The 23,187-nt window shown below is 60.3% G+C and carries 19 protein-coding genes; 5 read left to right on the forward strand and 14 right to left on the reverse strand.

All coding sequences use genetic code 11. The annotated features are described in order from the left end of the window. Positions 1-24 precede the first annotated feature (24 nt). Positions 25-672 (reverse strand): hypothetical protein, encoded by a 648-nt coding sequence (locus KW062_RS03580; RefSeq protein ID WP_105753972.1) that lies wholly within the window; start codon positions 670-672, stop codon positions 25-27. Between the two features lie 185 nt (positions 673-857). Between KW062_RS03580 and KW062_RS03585 the strand changes: the two genes are divergently transcribed. Next, positions 858-1,694 carry a hypothetical protein gene (locus KW062_RS03585; RefSeq protein WP_256350886.1) on the forward strand — a complete coding sequence of 279 codons (837 nt, stop codon included), beginning with the start codon at positions 858-860 and terminating at the stop codon, positions 1,692-1,694. Between the two features lie 60 nt (positions 1,695-1,754). On the opposite strand, the gene KW062_RS03590 is transcribed toward KW062_RS03585, so the two are convergent. The 13 genes from KW062_RS03590 to KW062_RS03650 form a co-directional block, all read right to left on the reverse strand. Beyond that, on the reverse strand, positions 1,755-2,351 hold the full coding sequence (locus KW062_RS03590) for a MarC family protein (RefSeq protein WP_027617608.1): 597 nt from the start codon (positions 2,349-2,351) through the stop codon (positions 1,755-1,757). A 60-nt stretch (positions 2,352-2,411) separates the two neighbouring features. Continuing rightward, entirely contained in the window at positions 2,412-5,192 is a 2,781-nt protein-coding gene (locus KW062_RS03595; RefSeq protein WP_105753970.1) for a hybrid sensor histidine kinase/response regulator, read from the reverse strand. Positions 5,193-5,291: 99 nt separating this feature from the next. Further along, entirely contained in the window at positions 5,292-6,587 is a 1,296-nt protein-coding gene (purD, locus tag KW062_RS03600) for a phosphoribosylamine--glycine ligase (protein ID WP_027617610.1), read from the reverse strand. Positions 6,588-6,681: 94 nt separating this feature from the next. After that, the gene (gene purH / locus KW062_RS03605; protein ID WP_105753969.1) at positions 6,682-8,289 is read right to left on the reverse strand and encodes a bifunctional phosphoribosylaminoimidazolecarboxamide formyltransferase/IMP cyclohydrolase; all 1,608 of its coding nucleotides are present in this window, start codon (positions 8,287-8,289) and stop codon (positions 6,682-6,684) included. A gap of 82 nt (positions 8,290-8,371) precedes the next feature. After that, positions 8,372-8,692: a DNA-binding transcriptional regulator Fis gene (fis, locus tag KW062_RS03610; protein WP_027617612.1), complete on the reverse strand. Its 321-nt coding sequence runs from the start codon at positions 8,690-8,692 to the stop codon at positions 8,372-8,374. After that, the gene (gene dusB, locus KW062_RS03615; protein ID WP_027617613.1) at positions 8,689-9,699 is read right to left on the reverse strand and encodes a tRNA dihydrouridine synthase DusB; all 1,011 of its coding nucleotides are present in this window, start codon (positions 9,697-9,699) and stop codon (positions 8,689-8,691) included. The genes fis and dusB overlap by 4 nt, the downstream gene beginning before the upstream one ends. 186 nt (positions 9,700-9,885) lie before the next feature. Next, positions 9,886-11,142, reverse strand: a complete 1,257-nt coding sequence (locus KW062_RS03620; RefSeq protein WP_027617614.1) for a DUF3426 domain-containing protein — start codon at positions 11,140-11,142, stop codon at positions 9,886-9,888. 30 nt (positions 11,143-11,172) lie between these two features. After that, complete coding sequence (gene prmA / locus KW062_RS03625; RefSeq protein WP_027617615.1) at positions 11,173-12,051, reverse strand: 50S ribosomal protein L11 methyltransferase; 879 nt, start codon at positions 12,049-12,051, stop codon at positions 11,173-11,175. 202 nt (positions 12,052-12,253) lie between these two features. Next, positions 12,254-13,612, reverse strand: a complete 1,359-nt coding sequence (accC, locus tag KW062_RS03630) for an acetyl-CoA carboxylase biotin carboxylase subunit (RefSeq protein WP_027617616.1) — start codon at positions 13,610-13,612, stop codon at positions 12,254-12,256. A 17-nt stretch (positions 13,613-13,629) separates the two neighbouring features. Continuing rightward, complete coding sequence (accB, locus tag KW062_RS03635; protein WP_027617617.1) at positions 13,630-14,091, reverse strand: acetyl-CoA carboxylase biotin carboxyl carrier protein; 462 nt, start codon at positions 14,089-14,091, stop codon at positions 13,630-13,632. 50 nt (positions 14,092-14,141) lie between these two features. Next, positions 14,142-14,594, reverse strand: a complete 453-nt coding sequence (gene aroQ / locus KW062_RS03640) for a type II 3-dehydroquinate dehydratase (protein WP_027617618.1) — start codon at positions 14,592-14,594, stop codon at positions 14,142-14,144. A 170-nt stretch (positions 14,595-14,764) separates the two neighbouring features. Continuing rightward, positions 14,765-16,726, reverse strand: coding sequence for a methyl-accepting chemotaxis protein (locus KW062_RS03645; protein WP_027617619.1), 1,962 nt, complete (start codon positions 16,724-16,726; stop codon positions 14,765-14,767). A gap of 50 nt (positions 16,727-16,776) precedes the next feature. Continuing rightward, on the reverse strand, positions 16,777-18,447 hold the full coding sequence (locus KW062_RS03650; RefSeq protein ID WP_105753967.1) for a response regulator: 1,671 nt from the start codon (positions 18,445-18,447) through the stop codon (positions 16,777-16,779). Positions 18,448-18,730: 283 nt separating this feature from the next. On the opposite strand from KW062_RS03650, the gene KW062_RS03655 reads away from it, so the two are divergent. The 4 genes from KW062_RS03655 to speA all read left to right on the forward strand — a co-directional run bounded on the left by KW062_RS03655 (position 18,731) and on the right by speA (position 23,073). After that, the gene (locus tag KW062_RS03655) at positions 18,731-19,798 is read left to right on the forward strand and encodes a DUF2333 family protein (RefSeq protein WP_027617621.1); all 1,068 of its coding nucleotides are present in this window, start codon (positions 18,731-18,733) and stop codon (positions 19,796-19,798) included. A gap of 3 nt (positions 19,799-19,801) precedes the next feature. Next, positions 19,802-20,359, forward strand: coding sequence for an NUDIX hydrolase (locus tag KW062_RS03660; protein ID WP_027617622.1), 558 nt, complete (start codon positions 19,802-19,804; stop codon positions 20,357-20,359). A gap of 204 nt (positions 20,360-20,563) precedes the next feature. Beyond that, positions 20,564-20,935: a translation initiation factor Sui1 gene (locus KW062_RS03665; protein ID WP_105753966.1), complete on the forward strand. Its 372-nt coding sequence runs from the start codon at positions 20,564-20,566 to the stop codon at positions 20,933-20,935. A gap of 224 nt (positions 20,936-21,159) precedes the next feature. Next, positions 21,160-23,073 (forward strand): arginine decarboxylase, encoded by a 1,914-nt coding sequence (speA, locus tag KW062_RS03670; protein WP_027617624.1) that lies wholly within the window; start codon positions 21,160-21,162, stop codon positions 23,071-23,073. Positions 23,074-23,187: the final 114 nt, after the last annotated feature.

The following is a 23,187-nucleotide window of genomic DNA, read 5'->3' on the forward strand; positions in this document are numbered from 1 at the left end:
TCTGGTATCCCCTGACGGCGGCCCTTAAGGCTGCTGTTTTCTCAAGGCAAATCGTTTCATCACATGCTCGCGAAGTTTGGACTCCATGAGAGGTCTTTTCTGATCGAGTTTGTCCCTGTCGAGTTTCAAAAAGGCGCGTGACTGGATAATTTTGGCCGACTGCTCCTCCCACGACCAAAACAGAAAGTTACTCTTCTCGATAGAGGCCTTCAGCTCAATGTTGAATACCGCGATATCGAGATTTCCGCGCTTGTCGTAGCGGGCTGGCAGTACCTGGAAGCGACGTCCTTTGAGGCTTTCCGTGTCCAATGAATGGGTGGCTGGATGATTGGTCTGCAAGGCGTCGAGGGTATCAATCATGGCGTTGCCTTGTTGGCGGTCCTGGGTGGTTTGTGCACGCTTCACCAGCAAATCAGCAAGGGTTCCGCAAACATCAATGCTGATGCGCGTGCTGATGCTGCCCTCGTAAAGTTTCCAGCCCAGGAACTGCAACGTGCGTACATATTCCTCCAGCCACAGGGGTGAGCTGGCATGGCGATTACTGACAAGGTCGGCGGAGCGCGTGGCAATGCGCGTGCAGTCGTTCAAGTCGTCATAATCTGGCGAAGATAGTTCGCCAATGCAGGAAATAAGATTGTGTCCTGTTACGCAACCTGCGGGCGTGTCTGTCATCTTGATTAACTCCTGTGGACTCATGGAATGATTAGTGTTGGTGAGTGTAAGTTGCAGGAGTGCTTTTGTGTGGCTGTTAAGTGTCACGCTATTTTTAGTGGTGTGTTGTTCTGGTACATGTTCTGAATTTAATAAGTGCTTTTGGAGAAAAGCGGGATGCATTAGTTTTGGAGTTGGTCAAATGAATGACCCATTTATCTGGAAGAGGTTTTTATATGGAAATTTCACGGTGTGTAGAGCTGGTCAGGGCGCGAGTGGAGAGGCGTCAGCAGTCCCAGCGCGCTGAAACCAGAATAAGGTCGTTTGCACCCGCCGACGCCTCCAGCCCGACCAAGGAGCTGGATGCAGTGGTATTGGCCAATACCTTGGTGGGTTATGGCGACAAGATTACCCTTGAGAACATGGCGATCATTGAAAACCTGATCAAGTTTGCCAAGTTGGAAGCAAACGACCTCGCGCCGAAGGATGATCCGAAACAATGGTATCTGGAGTTTCTGGAATGCATGGATCACTGCGGTTGTTTCGTCGCGGACTCCGGTTATACCGAGTACCACAAGAGCTCGCATCAGTTGACCATGGACAGCATTGTCGCTGATATCGTCAAGGTCGCCGTCGATGCTGCCCAGGCCGCTATTCCCGCTGCCGGAGTGCTGAACCTGGTGGCTGACTCGACCTTGAGTGCCTTGAAGAAAGAGCCTGATTCCATCAAGTTGTTCCAAAGTCAGGTGGTCGATAGCAAGGGGGTCAGGCTGGCGGTCATGCCTTGCGATCAACTGGAGAGCGGTATCATCATGACTTCGTTGACATCGATCGACAGCAGCGGTGGCGAAAATGAAAAGGATGTTGCCTTCTTCGACTGGAAAACTTCGGACCGTACTATTTTCCGGGCAACCGCCTACATCACCTTCAATCCGCTGAACTATGCGAAGGTGAAGAAAGAGCTGGAGGGGTGTCTCGGGGAGTATTACAACGATAACCTTAGTAAGCGGTTCCAGCGCCGCAGAAGAAATCTCGGCAACTAAAAAAAGGCCAGCGATAACACCATCGCTGGCCTTTTTCAGTTTTGCCAAGAGTAAAAGGACTCAGGGAACCAGGTACCCCCTGACTCCGGTGAAGATAATCTGCGCCGCCAGTGCACACACGAACAATCCCATCAACCGACTGACAATCTGCAAGCCCTGATCGCCGAGAATGCGCTCGATGCGGTTGGACAGGTAAAGCACGACACCCACCGTGAAGCTGGCGAGAGCGATGCTGAGAATGGCGGTAAGCTTGTCATCCCAGTGTGGTTGACCGACACCCATGACGAGCAGGGCGCCGATGGTGCCAGGGCCGACGGTCAGCGGAATGGTCAGGGGGACGATGGTCACGTCCTGCTGCACGTTGTCGGTCTGCACCGCCGATTTGCCTTGGGCCATCCCCAGCGCAGAGATGAACAACACGCTGCCGGCCCCGATGCGGAAGGCGTCCACGGTGATGCCGAACACATTGAAGATCACTCGTCCGAACAGATACAGCAGGACACTGGAGACCAGCGTCGCGAGGGCGACTTTCCAGGCCAGGCGTCGGCGTTCCTTGTTGGAATAGCCGCGAGTCAGGCTGATGAAGCAGGACAGGACGAAGAATGGGCTATAGAGCACCAGCATCTTCAGGTAAACGCTGAACAACACATGAAGCATGGTCAGGCTCGCTGGCGATAGAAGACGTCATGGAGTCTATCAGGGGTTGTGACAGACGGCTCAGGAAGGTTGCGTCGACGACTGGACGAGTTGGTCACGCTGGGCCACCCAGTGTTCGATCAACTCACGCAGTTGCGACAACTCCACCGGCTTGGCCATGTGTCCGTCCATGCCTGCCTGGCGTGCGCGCTCTTTGTGTTCGGCGAGGATGTGCGCGGTCAGGGCCACCACCGGGGTGCGGCTGCGTTGATTGCCGACTTCCCAGGCGCGTAGTTGTTGAGTGGCTGAAAACCCGTCGAGGATCGGCATTTCGCAGTCCATCAATACCAGGTCATAGCGCTGGGCCTTCATCGCTTTCAGGGCTTCTTCACCGTTGCTGGCGGTGTCCGGCTGCAGGTTGAGCTTGCCGAGCATGCCACGGATGACTTTGGTCGAGATGCTGTTGTCTTCGGCCACCAGGATGCGGAAGTCGCTGGGTACACTGACTTCGACCGGCACTTTACCGGGCAAGGCGGGCGGGACCGCCGGGCCCTTGTTGCGCTGATTCAGTTCGTCCGCAAGCGTGGTCTTGAGGGTGTAGCCGGCCACCGGTTTGGCCAGGATGCGCTTGATCCCGGCGTTACGCGCGATGATCTTGCTGGGGGCGTTGCTGATACCGGTCAGCATGATCAGCAGGATGTCGTGGTTAAGGCTCGGGTCTTCCTTGATCTTGGCGGCCAGTTGCATCCCGGTCATGCCGGGCATGTTCTGGTCGAGCAGGACCACATCGAAGTAATCACGCAGGTGCGCCTTGGTCCGCAGCAGGGCCAGCGCTTCTTTGCCGGATGACACGGCGCTCACATTCAAGCCCCAGGCGCTGCATTGCTGTACCAGTACCTTGCGACAGGTGTCGTTATCGTCCACCACCAGCACCCGCGCATCCTGCAGCGGTCCGTCGAGGTCCGAAGTCGGGTGCTCGAGGCGATCAGGGTCCAGCGGCAAGGTCAGCCACAGGGTGCTACCCCGATTGCTGCCGCATTTGATGCCGAACTCGCCGTGCATCATCAGTACCAGCCGTCGTGCGATCACCAGCCCCAGGTTGCCGCCCAGGCGGGTAGCGGCGAGAAAGTTCTTGCTGTGCAGTTCAGCGTGCATCAGCAACTCGCGCTCCTCGGCATCCATCGGCTCGCCGCTGTCCTGCACGGCAATTCTCAGGCGAGGGGTGGTGGTGCGTTCATCGAGGGCGACGACAATCAGGATCTCGCCTTCCTCGGTATTCTTCATCGCGTTTTCCAGCAGGCTCAGCAGCGTCTGGCGCAGACGTGTCGGGTCGCCGCTGATAACACGCGGTACCTGCGGCTGGACGAAGCTGATGAGCTCGACATTCTGTTGCTCGGCCTTTGCCCGGAAAATGCTCAGACAGTCTTCGACCAGGGCGTTGAGGTCGAATTGCACATCGTCCAGTTCAATCTGGCCGGATTCGAGTTTAGAGATGTCGAGGATTTCGTTGATCAGCGTCAGCAACTCGTTACCGGCGCTATGGATCGTTTGCACGTAGTCGCGCTGCTTGACCGAGAGTGGCGTGCCCAGCAGCAGCTCGGTCATGCCCAGCACGCCATTCATCGGGGTGCGGATTTCGTGGCTGATCTTCGCCAGGAACTCGGCCTTGGCATTGATTTCGGCATTGCTCGCCGCCAGGTCGCGGCTGATGCTGAAACGACTCTCCATAATGCTGCGCTGGCGCTCGCTCAATGACACGCCCATCAGCAGCCCGCTGAGGCCAATCAACGCCAGCAGCGTGGTGATCAAACCTTGCGGCGCGACCAGGGTCAGTCCAAGCAATGCCGGAAGGATAATCAGCGTGCCCGCGTTGAAAACCAACATGGCCATGACGAAGAAGCGTGCCGGTCGGTAGCCTTTCTGCCAGTGAAAGGCGCTGACGAACAGCATGCTCAGGCCAGCGAGCGCGACGAGGGCAAAGGTCATCAGGTTCAGCGGCAGAGTGTCTACGAACAGCATCAGCAGACTGCAAAGGGAAATCAGCAGGATATCGCCCAGCAGCAGTTTGTTCAGTGGGTGTGGGCCGCGCGGGGTGAAGAAGCGGTAGGTAAACATCAGGCCGCAGGGCGCGGTCAACAACAGGGCCAGGTAAGCGGCGGGGGAACGCAGCGCGCTCCAGTCCGGCAGCCAGGGTCCGGCCAGGTTCAACAGTTGCAACATTCCCAGCATCAATAGCGCTTCGCACGCCGCCAGCCACAGGCAGGTTTGCGAGCGGGTGTAGGCATAGCGAGTAAAGTTATGCAGGATCAGCATCGCGATACAGCCGAACAATAAACCGTAGATCAGCGTCTGGGTCTGATTGGCGGCGGTCATCACGGCTGATTGCAGGGTGATGTAGGGGCGCAACTGGTGTTCCGATACCAGACGCAAATACACGTCCAGCGGTTGTTCACGCTGCGGCAGCGGTACCATGAGGTCGGTGCTGGGCAGTGGGCGGGCGCTCAGGGGCTGATCGCTGCCATTGTGACTCTGCTCGACCAGCGTATCGCCATCCAGAACGTAGAGGTCCAGTTGCGCTAGATCGGGCGCGAAGATGCGCAGCAGTTGTTCGTGTTTGCCGGGATTGAGCTGAAAACGCAGCCATAGCGCGCCACCGGGATTGGCTGCAGTGATCCGGTCAAGTTCAATCGGGCTGAATTGGTTGGTGTAGCGGGTCGAGCGGATATCGCTCAGTTGCAGGGCACCTTGATCGTCAAACAATACCGCCCAGCCACTGCCTTGCGCACCAGCCTGAGCCGGGAGCATGCAGAGCAGGGTCAGCAGAGTGACGCATAAGCCTATGGCGTTCCTGAGCCAGCGCACGGCGAAATCCCTTCGTAGATTGATGCCAGATTACAACTATGCGCGGGCCGGAAGCAGGACGGCAAGGACCGTGGGTCCTTGCCTGGCCGAATGGCTGGTTTATTCCTGATTTTCGCCACGCTCGCGGGCAATGGCACGGTAGCCAATGTCTTTGCGATAGAAGCAGCCTTCCCAGTTAATCGCTGCAGCCAGCTTGTAGGCTTGCTGCTGGGCCGCACCGACACTGTCGCCCATGGCGGTGGCGCACAGCACGCGGCCACCCGCGGTGACGACGTTGCCGTCCTTGAGCGCGGTACCGGCGTGGAACACCTTGCCTTCCAGCTCGGCGGCAGCATCCAGGCCTTCAATGACAGCGCCCTTGGCGTAGTCGCCAGGGTAGCCGCCAGCCGCCAGCACGATGCCAACGCTTGGGCGTGGATCCCATTGCGCTTCGACCTTGTCCAGGGCCTGGGCCAGGGCTGCTTCGACCAGCAGGACCAGGCTCGACTGCAGGCGCAGCATCACCGGTTGGGTCTCCGGGTCGCCGAAGCGGCAGTTGAACTCGATGACTTTCGGGTTGCCGGCCTTGTCGATCATCAACCCGGCATACAGGAAGCCAGTGTAGACATTGCCTTCCTCGGCCATGCCGCGCACGGTTGGCCAGATCACCAGGTCCATGACGCGCTGGTGTACTTCGCTGGTGACCACCGGAGCAGGGGAGTAGGCACCCATACCGCCTGTGTTCGGACCAGTGTCGGCGTCGCCAACACGCTTGTGGTCCTGGCTGGTGGCCATCGGCAGGACGTTCTTGCCGTCGACCATCACGATGAAGCTGGCTTCTTCGCCGTCGAGGAACTCTTCGATGACCACGCGCGAACCGGCGTCGCCAAAAGCATTGCCAGCGAGCATGTCGCGCACCGCGTCTTCGGCTTCAGCCAGGGTCATGGCGACGATCACGCCTTTACCGGCGGCCAAGCCATCGGCCTTGATCACGATCGGTGCGCCTTTTTCACGCAGATAAGCCAGGGCCGGCTCGATCTCGGTGAAGTTCTGGTAGTCGGCGGTCGGGATTTTGTGGCGTGCCAGGAAGTCCTTGGTGAAAGCCTTGGAACCTTCCAGTTGGGCAGCGCCTGCGGTCGGACCGAAGCAATCCAGGCCGCGGGAGCGGAACAGGTCGACCACGCCGGCGACCAGTGGGACTTCCGGACCGACGATGGTCAGGGAAACGTTTTTCTCGGCAAAGTCGGCCAGTTGCTCAAGGGCCAGCACGTCGATCGCGACGTTTTCGCACTTGGCTTCAATGGCGGTGCCGGCATTGCCCGGGGCCACGAAAACTTTCTGCACGCGCGGATCCTGAGCCACTTTCCAGGCCAGGGCGTGTTCACGGCCACCGCTGCCAATGATCAAAACATTCATTTCAAAAACCTCGGATGACGCTAATTCTGTGGGCAGCGTTGAAGCTGCTTTTCTGTGAGAGCGAGCTTGCTCGCTCCCACAGTTGATCGTGCACTTAGTGACGGAAGTGGCGCATGCCGGTGAAGACCATGGCGATGCCGGCTTCATCAGCAGCAGCAATCACTTCAGCATCACGCATCGAGCCACCCGGCTGGATCACCGCCGTCACGCCTGCCTTGGCCGCATTGTCCAGGCCATCACGGAACGGGAAGAACGCGTCGGAGGCCATTACCGAACCCACCACCTGCAGGCCAGCATGCTCGGCTTTGATTGCAGCAATACGTGCCGAGTTTACGCGGCTCATCTGGCCGGCGCCGACACCGATGGTCTGGCGGTTCTTGGCGTAGACAATGGCGTTGGATTTAACGTACTTGGCCACTTTCCAGGCGAAGATCAGGTCGTTGATCTCTTGCTCGGTGGGTGCACGCTTGGTGACGACTTTCAGGTCGTCGGCGCTGATCATGCCGATGTCACGGCTCTGCACCAGCAGGCCACCGTTGACACGCTTGTAGTCCCAGGCAGCAGCGCGGTCAGCCGACCACTCGCCGCAAGCCAGCAGACGCACGTTGGCCTTGGCGGCGACGATGGCGCGGGCTTCTTCGCTGACGCTTGGCGCGATGATCACTTCGACGAACTGACGTTCGACGATGGCCTTGGCGGTTTCAGCGTCCAGCTCGCGGTTGAAGGCGATGATGCCGCCAAATGCCGATTCGGTGTCAGTGGCATAGGCCAGGTCGTAGGCCTTGCGGATGCCGCCTTCGGCGTCCGGGCTGACGGCCACGCCGCATGGGTTGGCGTGCTTGACGATGACGCAGGCCGGCTTGACGAAGCTCTTCACGCATTCCAGCGCGGCGTCGGTGTCGGCCACGTTGTTGTACGACAGTTCCTTGCCTTGCAGTTGGGTCGCGGTGGCGATCCCGACTTCGGCCGGCTTGGCTTCCACGTAGAACGCCGCGCTCTGGTGCGGGTTCTCGCCGTAGCGCATTTCCTGGGCCTTGATGAACTGGCTGTTGAAGGTGCGCGGGAATTCGCTGCGGCCTTCAGTGCTCAGGAGTTCGGCAGCCTGGTTCACGGTGCCCATGTAGTTGGCGATCATGCCGTCGTAGGCGGCGGTGTGCTCGAACGCCTTGAGCATCAGGTCGAAACGCTGGGCGTAGGTCAGGCCACCGGCCTTGAGGTTTTCCAGGACGTTGGCGTAGTCGCTGGCATTCACCACGATGGCCACGTCTTTATGGTTTTTCGCTGCCGAACGGACCATGGTCGGGCCGCCGATGTCGATGTTCTCGATGGCGGTCGGCAGGTCGCAGCCTGGCTTGTTGATGGTGGCTTCGAACGGGTACAGGTTGACCGCGACCAGGTCGATCGGCTTGATGCCGTGCTCGCTCATGATGGCGTCGTCGATGCCGCGACGACCGAGGATCCCGCCGTGGATTTTCGGGTGCAGGGTCTTCACCCGACCGTCCATCATTTCAGCAAAACCGGTGTAATCCGCGACTTCCACAGCGGCAACACCATTGTCCTGCAGCAGCTTGAACGTCCCGCCGGTGGAGAGGATCTCAACGCCCAGGGCTTCGAGCTCCTTGGCGAATTCGAGGATCCCGGTCTTGTCGGAAACGCTGATCAAGGCGCGGCGAATCGGCAGGCGGGTGGTCTGGTCGGTCATTTCAATTTCCATTAAAGCAAGGGAAGTCAGCAAAAAAGGCGACCGGTTTTTACGCGGGCGCCTTTCTGGTTTGATTGAATGCTTACAGCAAATCGTACTGTTTGAGTTTCTTGCGCAGCGTGCCGCGGTTGAGTCCGAGCATCTCGCTGGCCTTGGTCTGGTTACCCTTGACGTAGTTCATCACGCTTTCGAGCAGGGGAGCCTCGACTTCGGAGAGCACCAGGTTGTACACATCCGTGACGGCCGCGCCCTCAAGGTGGGCGAAATAATTGTGCAGCGCCTTCTCGACACTCCCGCGAAGGGTCTGGCCTTCTTCGCTGGGGGTATTGAGGTGCTGTTTCAAATTCACGTTGTCGCTCACGGGTGTTGTTCCACTCACTAAAGTCTCGCTCATCATCGTCATGCGGCCACCCCTTTTTCGTCCCCTGTCAGGCTCTTATAACGCTCGGCGAAAAACTCCCGGACGTTGGCGCATTGTGTTTCCGTTCCATCCAAACGATTGAAGTGGGCGCGAAACTCCCTGGCGCCCGGCAGGGTTGCGAGATACCAGCCGACATGCTTGCGCGCGATTCTTACGCCCATGACATCGCCATAGAAGGCGTGAAGTGCGGCCAGATGCTCAAGCAGAATACGTTCCACTTCGCTCAATTCCGGTGTCGGCAATTTTTCGCCGGTACGCAGGAAGTGCTCGATCTCACGAAAAATCCATGGCCGCCCCTGGGCAGCCCGACCGATCAACAGGCCATCGGCTCCGGTGGCGTCCAGCACATGCCGGGCCTTTTCCGGGGAATCGATGTCGCCATTGGCAAAGACCGGAATCGACACCGCCTGCTTGATCGCGGCAATGGTGTCGTATTCGGCTTCCCCGGTGTACAGGTCGGCACGGGTGCGGCCATGCACCGCCAGCGCCGTGATCCCCGACTGTTCGGCAATCTTCGCCACCGTCAGGCCGTTCTTGTTCGCCCGGTCCCAGCCGGTACGAATCTTCAGGGTCACCGGCACATCCACTGCGGCCACCACGGCCTGCAGGATCTCGGTGACCAGTGCTTCATCTTTCAGCAACGCGGAGCCGGCGGCCTTGTTACAGACCTTTTTCGCCGGACAGCCCATGTTGATATCAATAATCTGTGCGCCCAGTTCGACGTTGGCCCGGGCCGCGTCCGCCAGCATCTGCGCATCACCGCCGGCAATCTGCACCGAGCGCGGCTCGGGATCACCTTCGTGGATCATGCGCAGACGTGATTTGCGGGTGTTCCACAAACTCATGTCGCTGGTGACCATTTCCGAGACAACCAACCCTGCACCCAGGCGTTTGCACAACTGCCGAAATGGCTGGTCGGTGACGCCCGCCATCGGGGCGAGAATCAAGCCGTTGTGCAATGTATATGGGCCGATGCGTACCGCCGACATAGGACTTCCCTGTTGTGGGGTCGGATCATGAGAGTTCGAAAAAGGGTTGGCATGATACCCGCTCTCGATGACTGGATAAAGGCTGAATTGGATAAAATCTGAACAACTATTTTGTTATTGCCAGGAGTTTGGTTCGTCCGCGAGGGCGTCAGAAAGTCGCCGCCAATGGCGCGTGACTGAACCGATTCACTCGGGCGAGTGAAAGCTGAGGCTGTAATTCACCGCCTTGGAGCCGGGGTCGAGGATGTCCAGGGCAATGTGAATGGGGGTTTGCGGAGGCATCTCGGCCATCCCGGCGAGGTCGCCGTTGAGGTATTCACCAGGCTTGAAGCGGCGGCTGGCGATCAGGTGGCCGTTGAGGTCGGCAAAGCGCAACTCCAGCAGCGGAAAGGGTTGGGAGAAGGGGGCGCGATTGTAGATGATGGCATCGACCACCAGTGCACCGCTGAAGTCAGGGTGACTGCGGACCACCAGGTTGCTGCTCTTGATTTTCGCGATGTCGACCTTGGAAGGCACTTCGCAGCCGATCTGCGGGCACAGCTGCTGGAACCATGGACGGTACTGATCCTGGCGCGCCAGTTCGTCGAAGTGGTAGGTAATGTACTGGCCGGCCAGCGCGGCTGCACCCAGCAGCACCAGCAATCCCCAGAACAGTCTTCGGCCCCAGGGTGAGCGGCGTTTTTGCCAATCGAGCTGCAGCGGGTCGTCGACCAGGTCCTGCAGCACCTCCTCATGTGCGGCGGGTTCGGCGCGCGCGCGTTTTTTGCGTGCAGGCTCTACGGGCTCCGGGTGCTCATCGAAGTCGTCATCGACAGTCGCCGACAGGCGTTCATGACGTGGGTCGGCTTGCAGATCGTCGTCGAGCGCTTCCAGTCGCAGTTGCGGGGCGTCGGGCTCGTCATCATCGAGATCGACCAGCGACAGCGAAGGTTCGGTGCGCGTAGAAGCATCCAGGTCGTCGAGATTGCCGAGCGCCGGAGCGTCAGGTGTTGGCGGCATCTCATCGATCTCGCCACGCTTTTCGGCCGGTTCGCTGAACAGGCTGTCGGACCAGGGTTCGTCGCTCTCGCTGCTGTCGCGGCGGGCGCTCAGCGACTCTTCCCGAGGTTTGCGCGGCTGTCCGAACGCCTGGGTCGGCTGAATCTCGCGCTGTTCAAGCCGGGCGAGCTCCTGATCGAGGTCCAGGTGGTCCAGATCCAGCTCGGCGGCGCTCCATTGTTTCTGGCTGATGGCGCGCTGTTCAGGCTCCGGGATGACGGCGGGCGGCGGTGTGAGCGCCTGTGCTTCCTGGCCCATGCGCTGTTCGAGCAACTGCCGTGCAGCATTGAACACCTGCAGGCAGGAGCCGCAGCGAACCACTCCGCGGGCCACGCTCAATTGAGCGTGATTGACGCGAAAGCGGGTCTGGCAGTGTGGGCATTGGGTGACGAAGCTGTCGGTCATGCGGCCATCCGGAGTCTGCAAGCGCTCATCTTAGCGCCGACGACCGGTAATGCGCACCCAGCCTTCGCGATTGGCGATCGGATCCAGGTTAAAGTCCTTGGCATAAGCTGCCGCGACTTCTTCGCCTTGTTCGGCGAGGATGCCGGACAGCGCCAGGCGACCGCCCGACTTGACCAGGCCAGTCAGTTGCGGTGCCAGGGCCACCAGTGGGCCGGCGAGGATGTTGGCCACCAGTACGTCGGCCGGTTCCTGCGGCAGGTCTTCGGGCAGGTACAAGGGGAACAGCGCCTCGGCAATGTTGTTGCGACCGGCGTTGTCGCGGGAAGCTTCCAGCGCCTGCACATCGATATCAGTGCCGACCGCCTGTTTGGCCCCCAGCAGCAACGCCGCGATGGCGAGGATTCCCGAGCCGCAGCCGAAGTCGAGGACGTTGCAGTCCTTCAGGTCCTGGCCGTCGAGCCATTCCAGGCACAGAGCGGTGGTCGGGTGGGTGCCGGTGCCAAACGCCAGGCCCGGGTCCAGCAGCAGGTTGACGGCGTCGGGCTCCGGCGCGGCGTGCCAGCTCGGCACGATCCATAGGCGCTGGCCGAAACGCATCGGCTGGAAGTTATCCATCCAGCTGCGTTCCCAGTCCTGGTCTTCGATGATTTCGCTGTGATGCTCGGGCAGCGGGCTGCCGGTCAGTAGCTCCAGGTGCGCGAGTACCGGCGCGGCCTCGGTGCCGCCTTCGAACAAGGCCAGCAGATGGGTGTGCGACCACAGTGGGGTGGTGTTCAGCTCGGGTTCGAAGATCGGCTGGTCTTCGGCGTCCATGAACGTCACCGAGACGGCGCCCACTTCAAGGAAAGCGTCTTCATAGGTTTCGGCTTGTTCTGGGCTGATGGCGAGACGGACTTGCAGCCAAGGCATGGCGGGCACCTTTGAAAAATATTGATGGCAGCCTGGTGGGCTGCGAGAAGGGCGCAAGTTTACGCCAGAGTGCGGGTTTTGTGGGAATGGCATGCTTGCCTCAATCTCCTGTAGGAGCAGCCGGTCGACGCTCGACTGCTCCTACAGGGGGCAGAAACAACAAAGCCGCCCGAAGGCGGCTTTATCTGGTGCGGGCTGAAGCTTAGTGCTTGTCGCCAGCCAGTTTGTGCTCGAGGTAGTGAATGTTCACGCCCCCTTTGCAGAAACCTTCGTCGCGAACCAGGTCGCGGTGCAGCGGGATGTTGGTCTTGATGCCATCGACCACGATCTCGTCCAGCGCATTGCGCATGCGCGCCATGGCTTCGTCACGGGTAGCCCCGTAAGTGATCAGCTTGCCGATCAGCGAGTCGTAGTTCGGCGGCACCGCATAACCGCTGTACAGGTGCGAATCGACGCGAACGCCGTTGCCGCCTGGGGCGTGGAAATGCTTGACGGTGCCCGGGCTCGGCATGAAGGTTTTCGGGTCTTCGGCGTTGATCCGGCACTCGAGTGAGTGACCACGGATAACCACGTCATCCTGAGTGAACGACAGCTTGTTGCCAGCGGCGATGCTGAGCATCTCCTTGACGATGTCGATGCCAGTGACCATTTCCGAAACCGGGTGCTCTACCTGGACACGAGTGTTCATCTCGATGAAGTAGAAGCGACCGTTTTCATACAGGAACTCGAAAGTACCAGCGCCACGGTAGCCGATGTCGACGCACGCCTTGACGCAGCGAGCCAGGACTTCCTGACGCGCCTTCTCGTCGATGCCCGGTGCCGGCGCTTCTTCGAGAACCTTCTGGTGACGACGTTGCAGCGAGCAATCGCGGTCACCCAGATGGATCGCGTTACCCTGGCCGTCGGACAGGACCTGTACTTCGACGTGACGCGGGTTGGTGAGGAATTTTTCCAGATACACCATCGGGTTGCCGAACGCCGCGCCAGCTTCGGTGCGGGTCAGTTTGGCGAAGGCGATCAGGTCTTCTTCCTTGTGCACCACGCGCATGCCGCGACCACCACCGCCGCCAGCGGCCTTGATGATCACCGGGTAGCCGACTTCACGGCCGATGCGCAGAGCGGTTTCTTCGTCTTCCGGCAGCGGGCCGTCGGAGCCCGGAACGGTCGGTACGCCAGCTTCGATCATCGCGTGCTTGGCCGATACCTTGTCGCCCATCAGGCGAATGGTGTCGGCTTTCGGGCCGATGAAGGCGAAGCCGGAGTTCTCGACCTGCTCGGCAAAGTCGGCGTTTTCCGCGAGGAAACCGTAGCCTGGGTGAATGGCGGTTGCGCCAGTCACTTCAGCGGCCGCAATGATTGCCGGGATGTGCAGGTAGGAGTGCGCGGCAGAAGCCGGGCCGATGCAGACGGACTCGTCCGCCAGGCCCAGGTGCATCAGCTCTTTGTCGGCCTTGGAGTAAACGGCGACGGTCTTGATGCCCATCTCTTTGCAGGCACGCAGAATCCGCAGGGCGATCTCACCGCGGTTAGCGATCAGAACTTTTTCCAACTTCGCAGTCATCAAAGGCTCTCCGCAGTTCAAACGATGGTGAACAGCGGTTGGTCGTACTCAACCGGCTGGCCGTCTTCAACGAGGATGGATTCGATCACACCGCTGGTTTCAGCTTCGATGTGGTTCATCATCTTCATGGCTTCGACGATGCACAGGGTGTCGCCTTTCTTCACGGTCTGGCCGACTTCAACGAAGGACGGCGAGGTTGGCGAAGACTTGCGATAGAAGGTGCCTACCATTGGCGAACGGGCAACGGTGCCGTTCAGCGCAGGGGCGGCCGGAGCAGCAGGCGCGGCAGCGGCAGCCGGAGCGGCAGCAGCCGGGGCAGCGGCAGGTGCGGCCATTGGCGCTGGCGCGTAGTACTGCTGGGCCGGAGTCTTGCTGTGGCGGCTGATGCGTACGGACTCTTCGCCTTCCTTGATCTCCAGCTCGTCGATGCCGGACTCTTCCAGCAGTTCGATCAGTTTCTTGACTTTACGGATATCCATGAATCATCAACTCCCAAGGGTCGGTCAGGGGGGCGTTCAACGCTTGTGGTTCAAGCTGTTGCCTGTAGTTCAAGCTGTTCCAGGGCGGCCTCCAGGGCCAGTCGGTAACCGCTGGCGCCAAGGCCGCAGATCACTCCCACCGCTACGTCGGAGAAGTAAGAGTGATGGCGGAAAGGTTCGCGTTTGTGCACGTTGGACAAATGCACTTCGATGAATGGGATGCTCACCGCCAGCAGCGCGTCACGTAATGCGACACTTGTATGCGTAAAAGCTGCTGGATTGATCAGGATGAAGTCCACGCCTTCGCCGCGAGCGGCGTGAATCCGGTCGATTAATTCGTACTCGGCGTTGCTTTGCAGGTAGAGCAAATGGTGGCCAGCGTCACGTGCCCGCCGTTCCAGGTCCTGATTGATCTGAGCCAGGGTCACGGCCCCATACACACCCGGTTCGCGGGTGCCGAGCAGGTTCAGGTTGGGTCCGTGCAGAACCAGTAAGGTCGCCATCTGCTGTTCCTTGTTGTCTATGCGCAGTTGTCAGAACCCGGCGACTATGCCGCAAAGCCTTTGTGACTGTCCAGTTCTCTGCAATAGCCGGCACGATGTCCGATGATTGCGCGAGATAAATGACCGGCGGCTTGAGTTTGGTCATTAGAACGCGCGTTCGGCGCCTGGTATCAGACGCGGAACGCCTGCACTGCGGTATGCAGCCTGCCGCCCAAGACCAGCAAGTTCTCTCCCTGCTCGCGACCTTCGCCAATGCGCAGCAGATTATCCCCGCCCAACTGATGAATTCGCTCGCTGTGATCGCGAATCTCGCTGACCGCGCCGCTTTGTTGGGCGGTGACATCGGCGATGCGTTCGGCGGTGTCGGCAATGGTCTGGATCGCCTCGACGATTTTATCCAGTGCACCGTCAGCCGCTTGCGCCTGACTGGCGGTGGCTTCGGCATGTTCGACCTGGGCGCGCATGCCTTCAACCGAGGCTCGTGCGGCCTGTTGCAGGCCGGCGATCAGGCCCTGAATTTCCGCGGTGGCGCCGGCCGTGCGTTGCGCCAGTGAACGGACTTCCTCGGCGACCACGGCAAACCCGCGGCCCATTTCTCCGGCGCGGGCGGCTTCGATCGCGGCATTGAGGGCCAGCAGGTTGGTCTGGTCGGCGATCGAGCGAATCACCGTCAGCACACCACCGATGGTTGCCGACTCCTCGGCCAGGTGTTCGATCATCTGCGCATTGCCCTGCACCTCACCGACCAGCGCATGCAGCCCGGTCAGACTGTGGCCAATGACCTTTTGCCCCTGTTCCACCGCCAACCCGGCATGCCGACTGGCATCCGCAGCCTGACTGGCATCGCCGGCCACTTGAACAATGGTCGCCTCCAGTTCGCCCAGGGAATCACGAATCAGCGCCGTATCCCCGGCCTGGTGTTCGGCGCCGCTGTGCATGTCGTTGCTCAGATCCGCCAGCACCCGACTGCTGCCTGCGACCTGTTCGGCGTTCAGGCGAATGGTGCCCACCAAGTCCACCAGATAGGCGCGCAAGCGATTGAGGGACTCCTGGATGTCATGCAATTCGCGGTTGGTCGCGCCGAGCTGGATTTCCCGGCTGAAATCGCCTTCAGCCCAGATCGAGAGGGCCGGTGCCAGATTGCTCAGAACCCGGGCGAGGCGCCGTTGCAGCGTGTCGATCAGCAAGGCGATCAGCAGAATCAGGCCGATCATCACGCCCTGCAGCAGCCGCACTTCGCCTTGAATCTGTGCGTGTTGCCCGCGCACCACGGGCTCCAGGCCGGCAATGGCCTGTTGCACCGCGTCGATTTTCAGGTGGGTGGCGGCACTCAAGTCAGTCCGTTGCCGGATCTGCTCGCGGGTGCGCGCCAACTCGGCGGGGTAGCGCGCCAGCAGGCTCGTCAGTTCGCGTTTGTAGTTGCCGCCGGCGTCTTCGGCGACTGTTTGCTCGTTGCCCTGCAGGCCCATCATGGCGGCAAAATCGTCGCTGTTGGAGGCTTGGGTGCTGGCAACGCCGAGCAAGGGCAGGGCGTCGAGCGCTTCAGCCTGGCTGCGGATGTTGTTCACTTCGCGCTCGACATCGGCGGCCAGTTCACTGCGGCCACTGCTGACCAGCTTGTCGCGGGCCAACGACAGCTTGCCCAGGTGCCGGGAGGCCGCCAGCAGCGCCGGAAGGTATTGCGCGGCGGCAGGCGCTTGACTGCTGCTGGCGTATTGGCTGAGTTGTTCGAGGCTGGCGCCCATTTCACGCTCGGCCTGCAGCAACAGGGCCTGGGGGTCGCCTGCCAGTTTGCCGGCGGCGAGCAGTTCGGTCTTGCTGAACTGGTCCAGCTCGACCAGGCTCGGGCGCATGCTCTGGGCCAGCGTCTCCGGCATCTCGGTCAATTGCTGCTGCAAGGTGTCGAGGCTCTGGTTGGCACTGCTCAGGCGCAAAGCGTCACCGCTGGCCAGGTAATCGGCAATGTTGCGTGCCACCTGATTCTGGAACTGCTGCGACAACCCCAAATAACGCTCCATCAATAGATAGGGGCGCTCCAGGGCTCTTTGCGACCACCACAACGTGGCGCCGAGTGCGAAGCACACCGCAACTAATAGCAGCGTGTTGAGATTGGTCAGCAACTTCAGGCGCATCGGCTTCTACCAACGACAAAATGGCGAAGGCTGAAGTTATTGCGTTTGTATTACAGGGTTATGACCGAATCGGTGGCTTCCGCAGAAAGGCTGGCACTTTGCCTTGATTGTCGCGCAGCCTGCACCCGATTGCGTCCTGCGGCCTTGGCGCGGTACAGCGCTTCGTCGGCCTGGCTGGCCATCATCAGGCTGTCGCAGTCGTCGTGCAGGTCGACAATCCCGGCGCTGAAGGTGCACCACAGATCCTGCGGCTGAGCAGGGTAGTGAATTTCGGCAAAGCGCCGACGGATTTCGTCGAGCACCTTGCAGGCCGATTCGCAGTCGGTGTCGGGCATGACGATGGCGAACTCTTCACCGCCGTAGCGGCCAATGAAATCGGTCTTGCGCAGACGTTGCTTGAGGAACAGTGCCAGGCTTTTGATCACGCGGTCGCCCATGGGATGGCCATGGCTGTCGTTGACCCGCTTGAAGTGATCGATGTCGAGCATCGCGAAGCTCAACGGCTTGTTCTCGCGGCGGGCGCGGAAGCTGCAGTCTTCGAGCAGTTGCAGGATGTGGGTGTGGTTATACAGCCCGGTCAGGCTGTCACGGATCATCCGCGCCTTGAGATTGCGCGCCCGGGCAGCGCGATTGCGCACCGTGGTGATCAGGTGGCGTGGTTTGATCGGCTTGGTCAGGAAGTCGTCGCCGCCCTCGCTCATCGCGTCCAGCTGCTTGTCCAGGTCATCCTCGGCCGACAGGTAGATGATCGGCACGCTGACGTAACGGTCGTTGTGGCGAATCACCTTGGCCAGTTCGGTACCGGTGCAGGCCGGCATGTACATGTCGAGAATGATCAGGTCGGGCTGGAAGTCCGCCAGTACCGCCATCGCCTGGATCGGTTCGATCAGGGTCCGGGTCACAATCCCGGCACTGTTGAGCAGGCGCTCGGTGTGCATGGCCTGGGCGCGCGAGTCATCGATGATCAACACCTTGAACGGCTCGTACTGAGCGACGCAGGTCAGGACTTCGATTTTTTCCAGCAGGCTCGAGGCTTCGAGGGCTCCGGTCAGGAATTCCTGGCCGCCGGCGCGAACAGCGGCGAGGCGGGTCGGGGTATCGGTTTCAAGCAGGCTGAAAAACAACAGTGGCAGTTTCTGTTCCAGTCCTTGCTGGGCATCGGCCGCCAGTTGCAGGCCTTGGCCCGGGCCGTTGAAGTCGACGTCCATGACGATGGCGGCGGGCAGGCGCTCGACCATCGAGGATCGAAATGCCGCGACGCTGTCGAGGGATTGTGCGCTGAGGCCGAAAAATTCCAGCTGGCGGGCCAGGCGTTCAGCGCGCTCATGGTCCTGGAGGAGGATGTAGACCGGTTTGCGCAGCGGCGGCAGCAAGGTCTCTTCAAGCTGATCGCCCTCGCGCAAGCCGGTGCGCGACAAACGCTGCATCAGGCGATTGAGGTCAGTGATCAGGGTGCTGCTCAGGCGTCCGCGATTGGCATCGACCGCCTGCAGTGCCTGGCTGATGCTGTGTGCCAACCGGGTGTGTTCGGGTTGGGCGAAACGCTCGGCGAACCGCAGCAAGCGCAAGTTGGCTTCGCCGAGTTCGGAAAGGTCGGCGCTTGACCATTCGCTGCCCTGCAAGCGTTGCCAGATCTCAAGAATTTGACGTGCCTGATGAATTACCCGCTGGGCAAAGTGCTGTTTGAGGCGCTCACGGCTGGGGTCTTCTGGCTCGGTCATATCCTGACTACTAGTTAGGGTGCATGCTGAGATCGACTGGTGGCTCTATGCTAGCACCACTTTCTCATTGCATGAGTGTCGTAAGTCAATAATGTGCAAAGCGCCCCGATTCAGTTTATGACCGACCAGTCTCATAGGCTCGCAGCGCTCCTTCATCTATAGTGCTCGCTCGACCGGGCCAGACAGGTGTCATGCCTTGTAGGATTAATCCGCGCAGCCAAGGCACGATGGAGTCGGGTTGTGGTCGAAATCGATGAACTCAAGTGATTGAAAGGATATCGCCATGCTGGACTGGAAGAACCGCGCAGGCAGCGCGCCTGAACGTGCCGCCGAACCCAAATCGGCCACCCGCAGCTACGTTGGCGGTCTGCTGTTCAGCCGCGCCCTGGCCACCCTGATTGGCTTGTACTTGCTGGTAACCATCGCCCTGGGTTGGTACTGGAGCGAAGAGCCGGCGCTGTTCCCGGTCCAGCAGAACGCGCAAGTTGCCGCCGAAAAAGACGGCAAACAGATGGTCGTCGGCTACACCACTGTGGAAACCCTGAAAACGGTCGCGGGCACCCTGCTGAACAAGCCGGGCGGCTATATTTCCAACGACCGGTTCCCGCCGGGCCTGTGGATGGACAACATGCCGAGCTGGGAATACGGCGTACTGGTGCAGGTGCGTGACCTGACCCGTGCCCTGCGCAAGGACTTCGCTCGCTCGCAGTCGCAGTCGGCGGAAGATGCCGACCTGGCCAAGGCCGAGCCACGTTTCAACTTCGACAACAAGAGCTGGGTGCTGCCGTCCAGTGAGTCGGAATACCAGGAAGGCATCAACTCTCTGAGTCGTTATCAGGCGCGCCTGTCGGATCCGTCGCAGAAAAACGCACTGTTCTATGCGCGCGCCGACAACCTGAACAACTGGCTGGGTGATGTCGGTACACGTCTCGGCTCCCTGTCCCAGCGACTGTCGGCCAGTGTAGGCCGGGTCAAGCTCAACACCGCGCTGAAAACCGAAGTCATCGCGCCGGGCCAGGTTCCGCAGGTCGATGAAGAAGTGGTCGAAACACCGTGGATGCAAATCGACAACGTGTTCTACGAAGCCCGTGGCCAGGCTTGGGCTCTGTCCCACCTGCTGCGCGCCATCGAAGTCGACTTTGCCGACGTCCTGGCCAAGAAGAACGCCACCGTCAGCGTGCGTCAGATCATTCGTGAGCTGGAGGCCTCGCAAGAGCCGGTATGGAGCCCGATGATCCTCAACGGCAGCGGTTTCGGTCCATTGGCCAACCACTCACTGGTCATGGCCAACTACATCTCGCGAGCCAACGCAGCGGTGATCGATCTGCGCCAACTGCTCAACCAGGGCTAAGTGATGGTCGATCAATCCCGTGAGGCCGCCCACCGTGCGGCCTCCGACGCCGAACAAATTGCCTGGGTCGACGATCAGGACAACCTGCTCGGCTCGCTGGTGCGCTCGGAGTTGCGCGAGCGCGGGCTGATTGGCCGGGGCACCTACATCATGCTGTTCAATTCGGCCGGCGAGTTGTGCGTGCACCAGCGCACGTTCAGCAAGGCGATTTATCCGGGTTTCTGGGATGTGGCGGCGGGCGGCATGGTCGGCGCCGGCGAAAGCTACGCCGAGTCGGCGGCCCGGGAGTTGGCGGAGGAGTTGGGCGTGAGCGGGGTCGAACTGACCGCCCATGACCACTTCTATTTCGAAGATACCGGCAACCGTCTGTGGTGTTCGGCGTTCTCTGCGGTCTGGGACGGACCGTTGAAACTGCAGCCCGAGGAAGTGCTGCAGGCGCGCTTTATGCCTATCGAGCAGGTGCTGGTGGAAATCCAGCAAAAGCCTTATTGCCCGGACTCTTTGGCAGCGTTGAAGCGCTATCTGCGCTCGCGTGGGGGCGACGTCGCAAAAGAGCTATAAATTGGCGCCGATTGGCTCTTAGCAAGTAGGCTTTTTGCCGTTACACTGCGCGACCTTTTAAAGCTGGACCGGATTGCCCGTCTTTTTTATAGGAGCGAGGTAATCCGGTCCAGTAGCGCTGCCCCTGCCTGAGTGGGGCTTCGCGGTCGATAGCACGTGGCAACGTTGCTGCGACCAGTCTTTGTCCTCCCAAGAGGATTGCCGGTGGCCAAAAAAGCCGCATCCTTCGCCGCCCTAGGTGGCCTGGTATTTTCCACCGACGCAGGTCGACATTGCCCGGACTGTAGTCAGCCGGTGGCAGCCTGCATCTGCAAACAAACCGTCATCCTGGCCGGCGACGGCATCGCGCGCGTGCGCCGCGAAAGCAAGGGCCGTGGCGGTAAGACCGTGACCACCATCAGCGGCGTGCCGTTGGCGGAAGACGCGCTCAAGGAACTGGCGACGACGCTGAAGAAGCGCTGTGGCACCGGTGGTGCGTTGAAAGACGGGGTCATCGAAATCCAGGGCGATCATGTCGAGCTACTCTTGGCTGAACTGACCCGACACGGTTTCAAAGCGAAGAAGTCCGGCGGCTAGCAGCCTCTGTGAAGACCACCCCGACTTGATATTCACCTGCCACACGCCAGGTTCAATGTCGTCCCCATGGTTTTCACAGAGCCTGTTCTGACCGGTTTCTAAACTCAGCGCTGCTTGTGGGGTCTATGGACCTTGCATGCAGGCTAATCGTCATTTTCATTCCTTAGAATGCGCCAGCCCTCAACCCGGATGGCGCTCTTCGACTTCATTTATAGGGGACTTCAATGTCCGTACGACGCACACGCAAAGACGATGGCAGCCAATGGACAGTTGCGGACAGCCGCAGTGTTTACGGGATTCGCCATTGGGGGGCCGGGTATTTCGCGATCAATGACGCCGGTCGCGTCGAAGTTCGTCCGAACGGTCCGAACAGCTCGCCTATCGACCTGTTCGAGCAAGTCGACCAGCTGCGCAAGAGCGGCCTGTCCTTGCCATTGCTGGTTCGCTTTCCGGACATCCTGCAAGACCGCGTGCGTCAGCTGACGGGCGCGTTCGACGCCAACATCGAGCGTCTCGAGTACCAGAGCAAATACACCGCGCTGTACCCGATCAAGGTCAACCAGCAGGAAGCGGTGATTGAGAACATCATCGCCACGCAGAACGTCTCCATTGGCCTGGAAGCCGGTTCCAAGCCGGAGCTGCTGGCGGTCCTGGCCCTGGCGCCGAAGGGCGGCACCATCGTCTGCAACGGTTATAAGGACCGTGAGTTCATCCGCCTGGCGCTGATGGGCCAGAAGCTGGGTCACAACGTGTTCATCGTGATCGAGAAAGAATCCGAAGTCGGCCTGGTGATCGAAGAAGCCGCCTCGCTCAAGGTCAAACCGCAGGTCGGCCTGCGCGTGCGCCTGTCGTCCCTGGCATCGAGCAAGTGGGCCGATACCGGTGGCGAGAAATCCAAGTTCGGTTTGTCCGCCGCGCAATTGCTGTCGGTGGTCGAGCGTTTCCGTGGCGCCGGCCTGGATCAGGGCATCCGCCTGCTGCACTTCCACATGGGCTCGCAGATCGCCAACCTGGCGGACTACCAGCACGGCTTCAAGGAAGCGATCCGCTACTACGGCGAACTGCGCAACCTCGGCCTGCCGGTCGATCACATCGACGTCGGTGGTGGTCTGGGTGTTGACTACGATGGCACGCACTCGCGCAACGCCAGCTCGATCAACTACGACATGGACGATTACGCCGGTGTCGTGGTCGGCATGCTCAAGGAGTTCTGCGACGCGCAGAGCCTGCCGCATCCGAACATCTTCTCCGAGAGTGGCCGTTCCCTGACCGCTCACCACGCCATGCTGGTGGTACAGGTCACCGACGTCGAAAAACACAACGACGACGTGCCGCAGATCGAGAACAAGGAAGCCCTGCCGGAAACCGTGCAATGGCTGGTGGACCTGCTGGGGCCGACCGACATTGAAATGGTCACCGAAACCTACTGGCGCGCCACTCACTACATGAGCGACGTCGCCGCGCAGTACGCCGATGGCAAGCTGACCCTGGCGGAAAAAGCCCTGGCCGAGCAGTGCTACTTCGCCGTTTGCCGCCGTCTGCACAACTCCCTGAAAGCCCGTCAGCGCTCCCATCGCCAGGTGCTGGACGAGCTCAACGACAAGCTGGCCGACAAGTACATCTGCAACTTCTCGGTGTTCCAGAGCCTGCCGGACACCTGGGCCATCGGCCAGGTTCTGCCGATCCTGCCGTTGCACCGCCTCGACGAAGAGCCGCTGCGTCGCGCCGTGCTGCAAGACCTGACCTGCGACTCCGACGGCAAGATCAAGCAGTACGTCGACGAGCAGAGCATCGAGACCAGCCTGCCGGTACACGCCCTGAAGGACGGTGAGGATTACCTGCTGGGGATCTTCCTGGTCGGCGCTTATCAGGAAATCCTTGGCGATATGCACAACCTGTTTGGTGACACCGACTCGGTGAACATCTACCAGAACGCCGATGGCAGTGTGTATCACGCGGGTATCGAAACCCACGACACCATCGAAGACATGCTGCGCTACGTGCACTTGTCGCCGGAAGAGTTGATGACCCATTACCGCGACAAGGTTGCCAGTGCGCGGATCAGCGCTACGGAGCGTACCCAGTACCTCGATGCGTTGCGCCTGGGTCTGACTCGCTCGTCTTATCTGTCTTCTTGAGGTAACGAACGGCTGCTACCGGGCTGTCTGAAAATATCCCGCGTCCTACGGGTGATTCGGATAGTTCGGTAAGGCTTTTCTGATTTCTTGCAGTGCTTTTCCAAGCTGCAGCAC

The organism is Pseudomonas fluorescens (assembly GCF_019212185.1).
In the GTDB taxonomy this organism is placed as follows: domain Bacteria; phylum Pseudomonadota; class Gammaproteobacteria; order Pseudomonadales; family Pseudomonadaceae; genus Aquipseudomonas.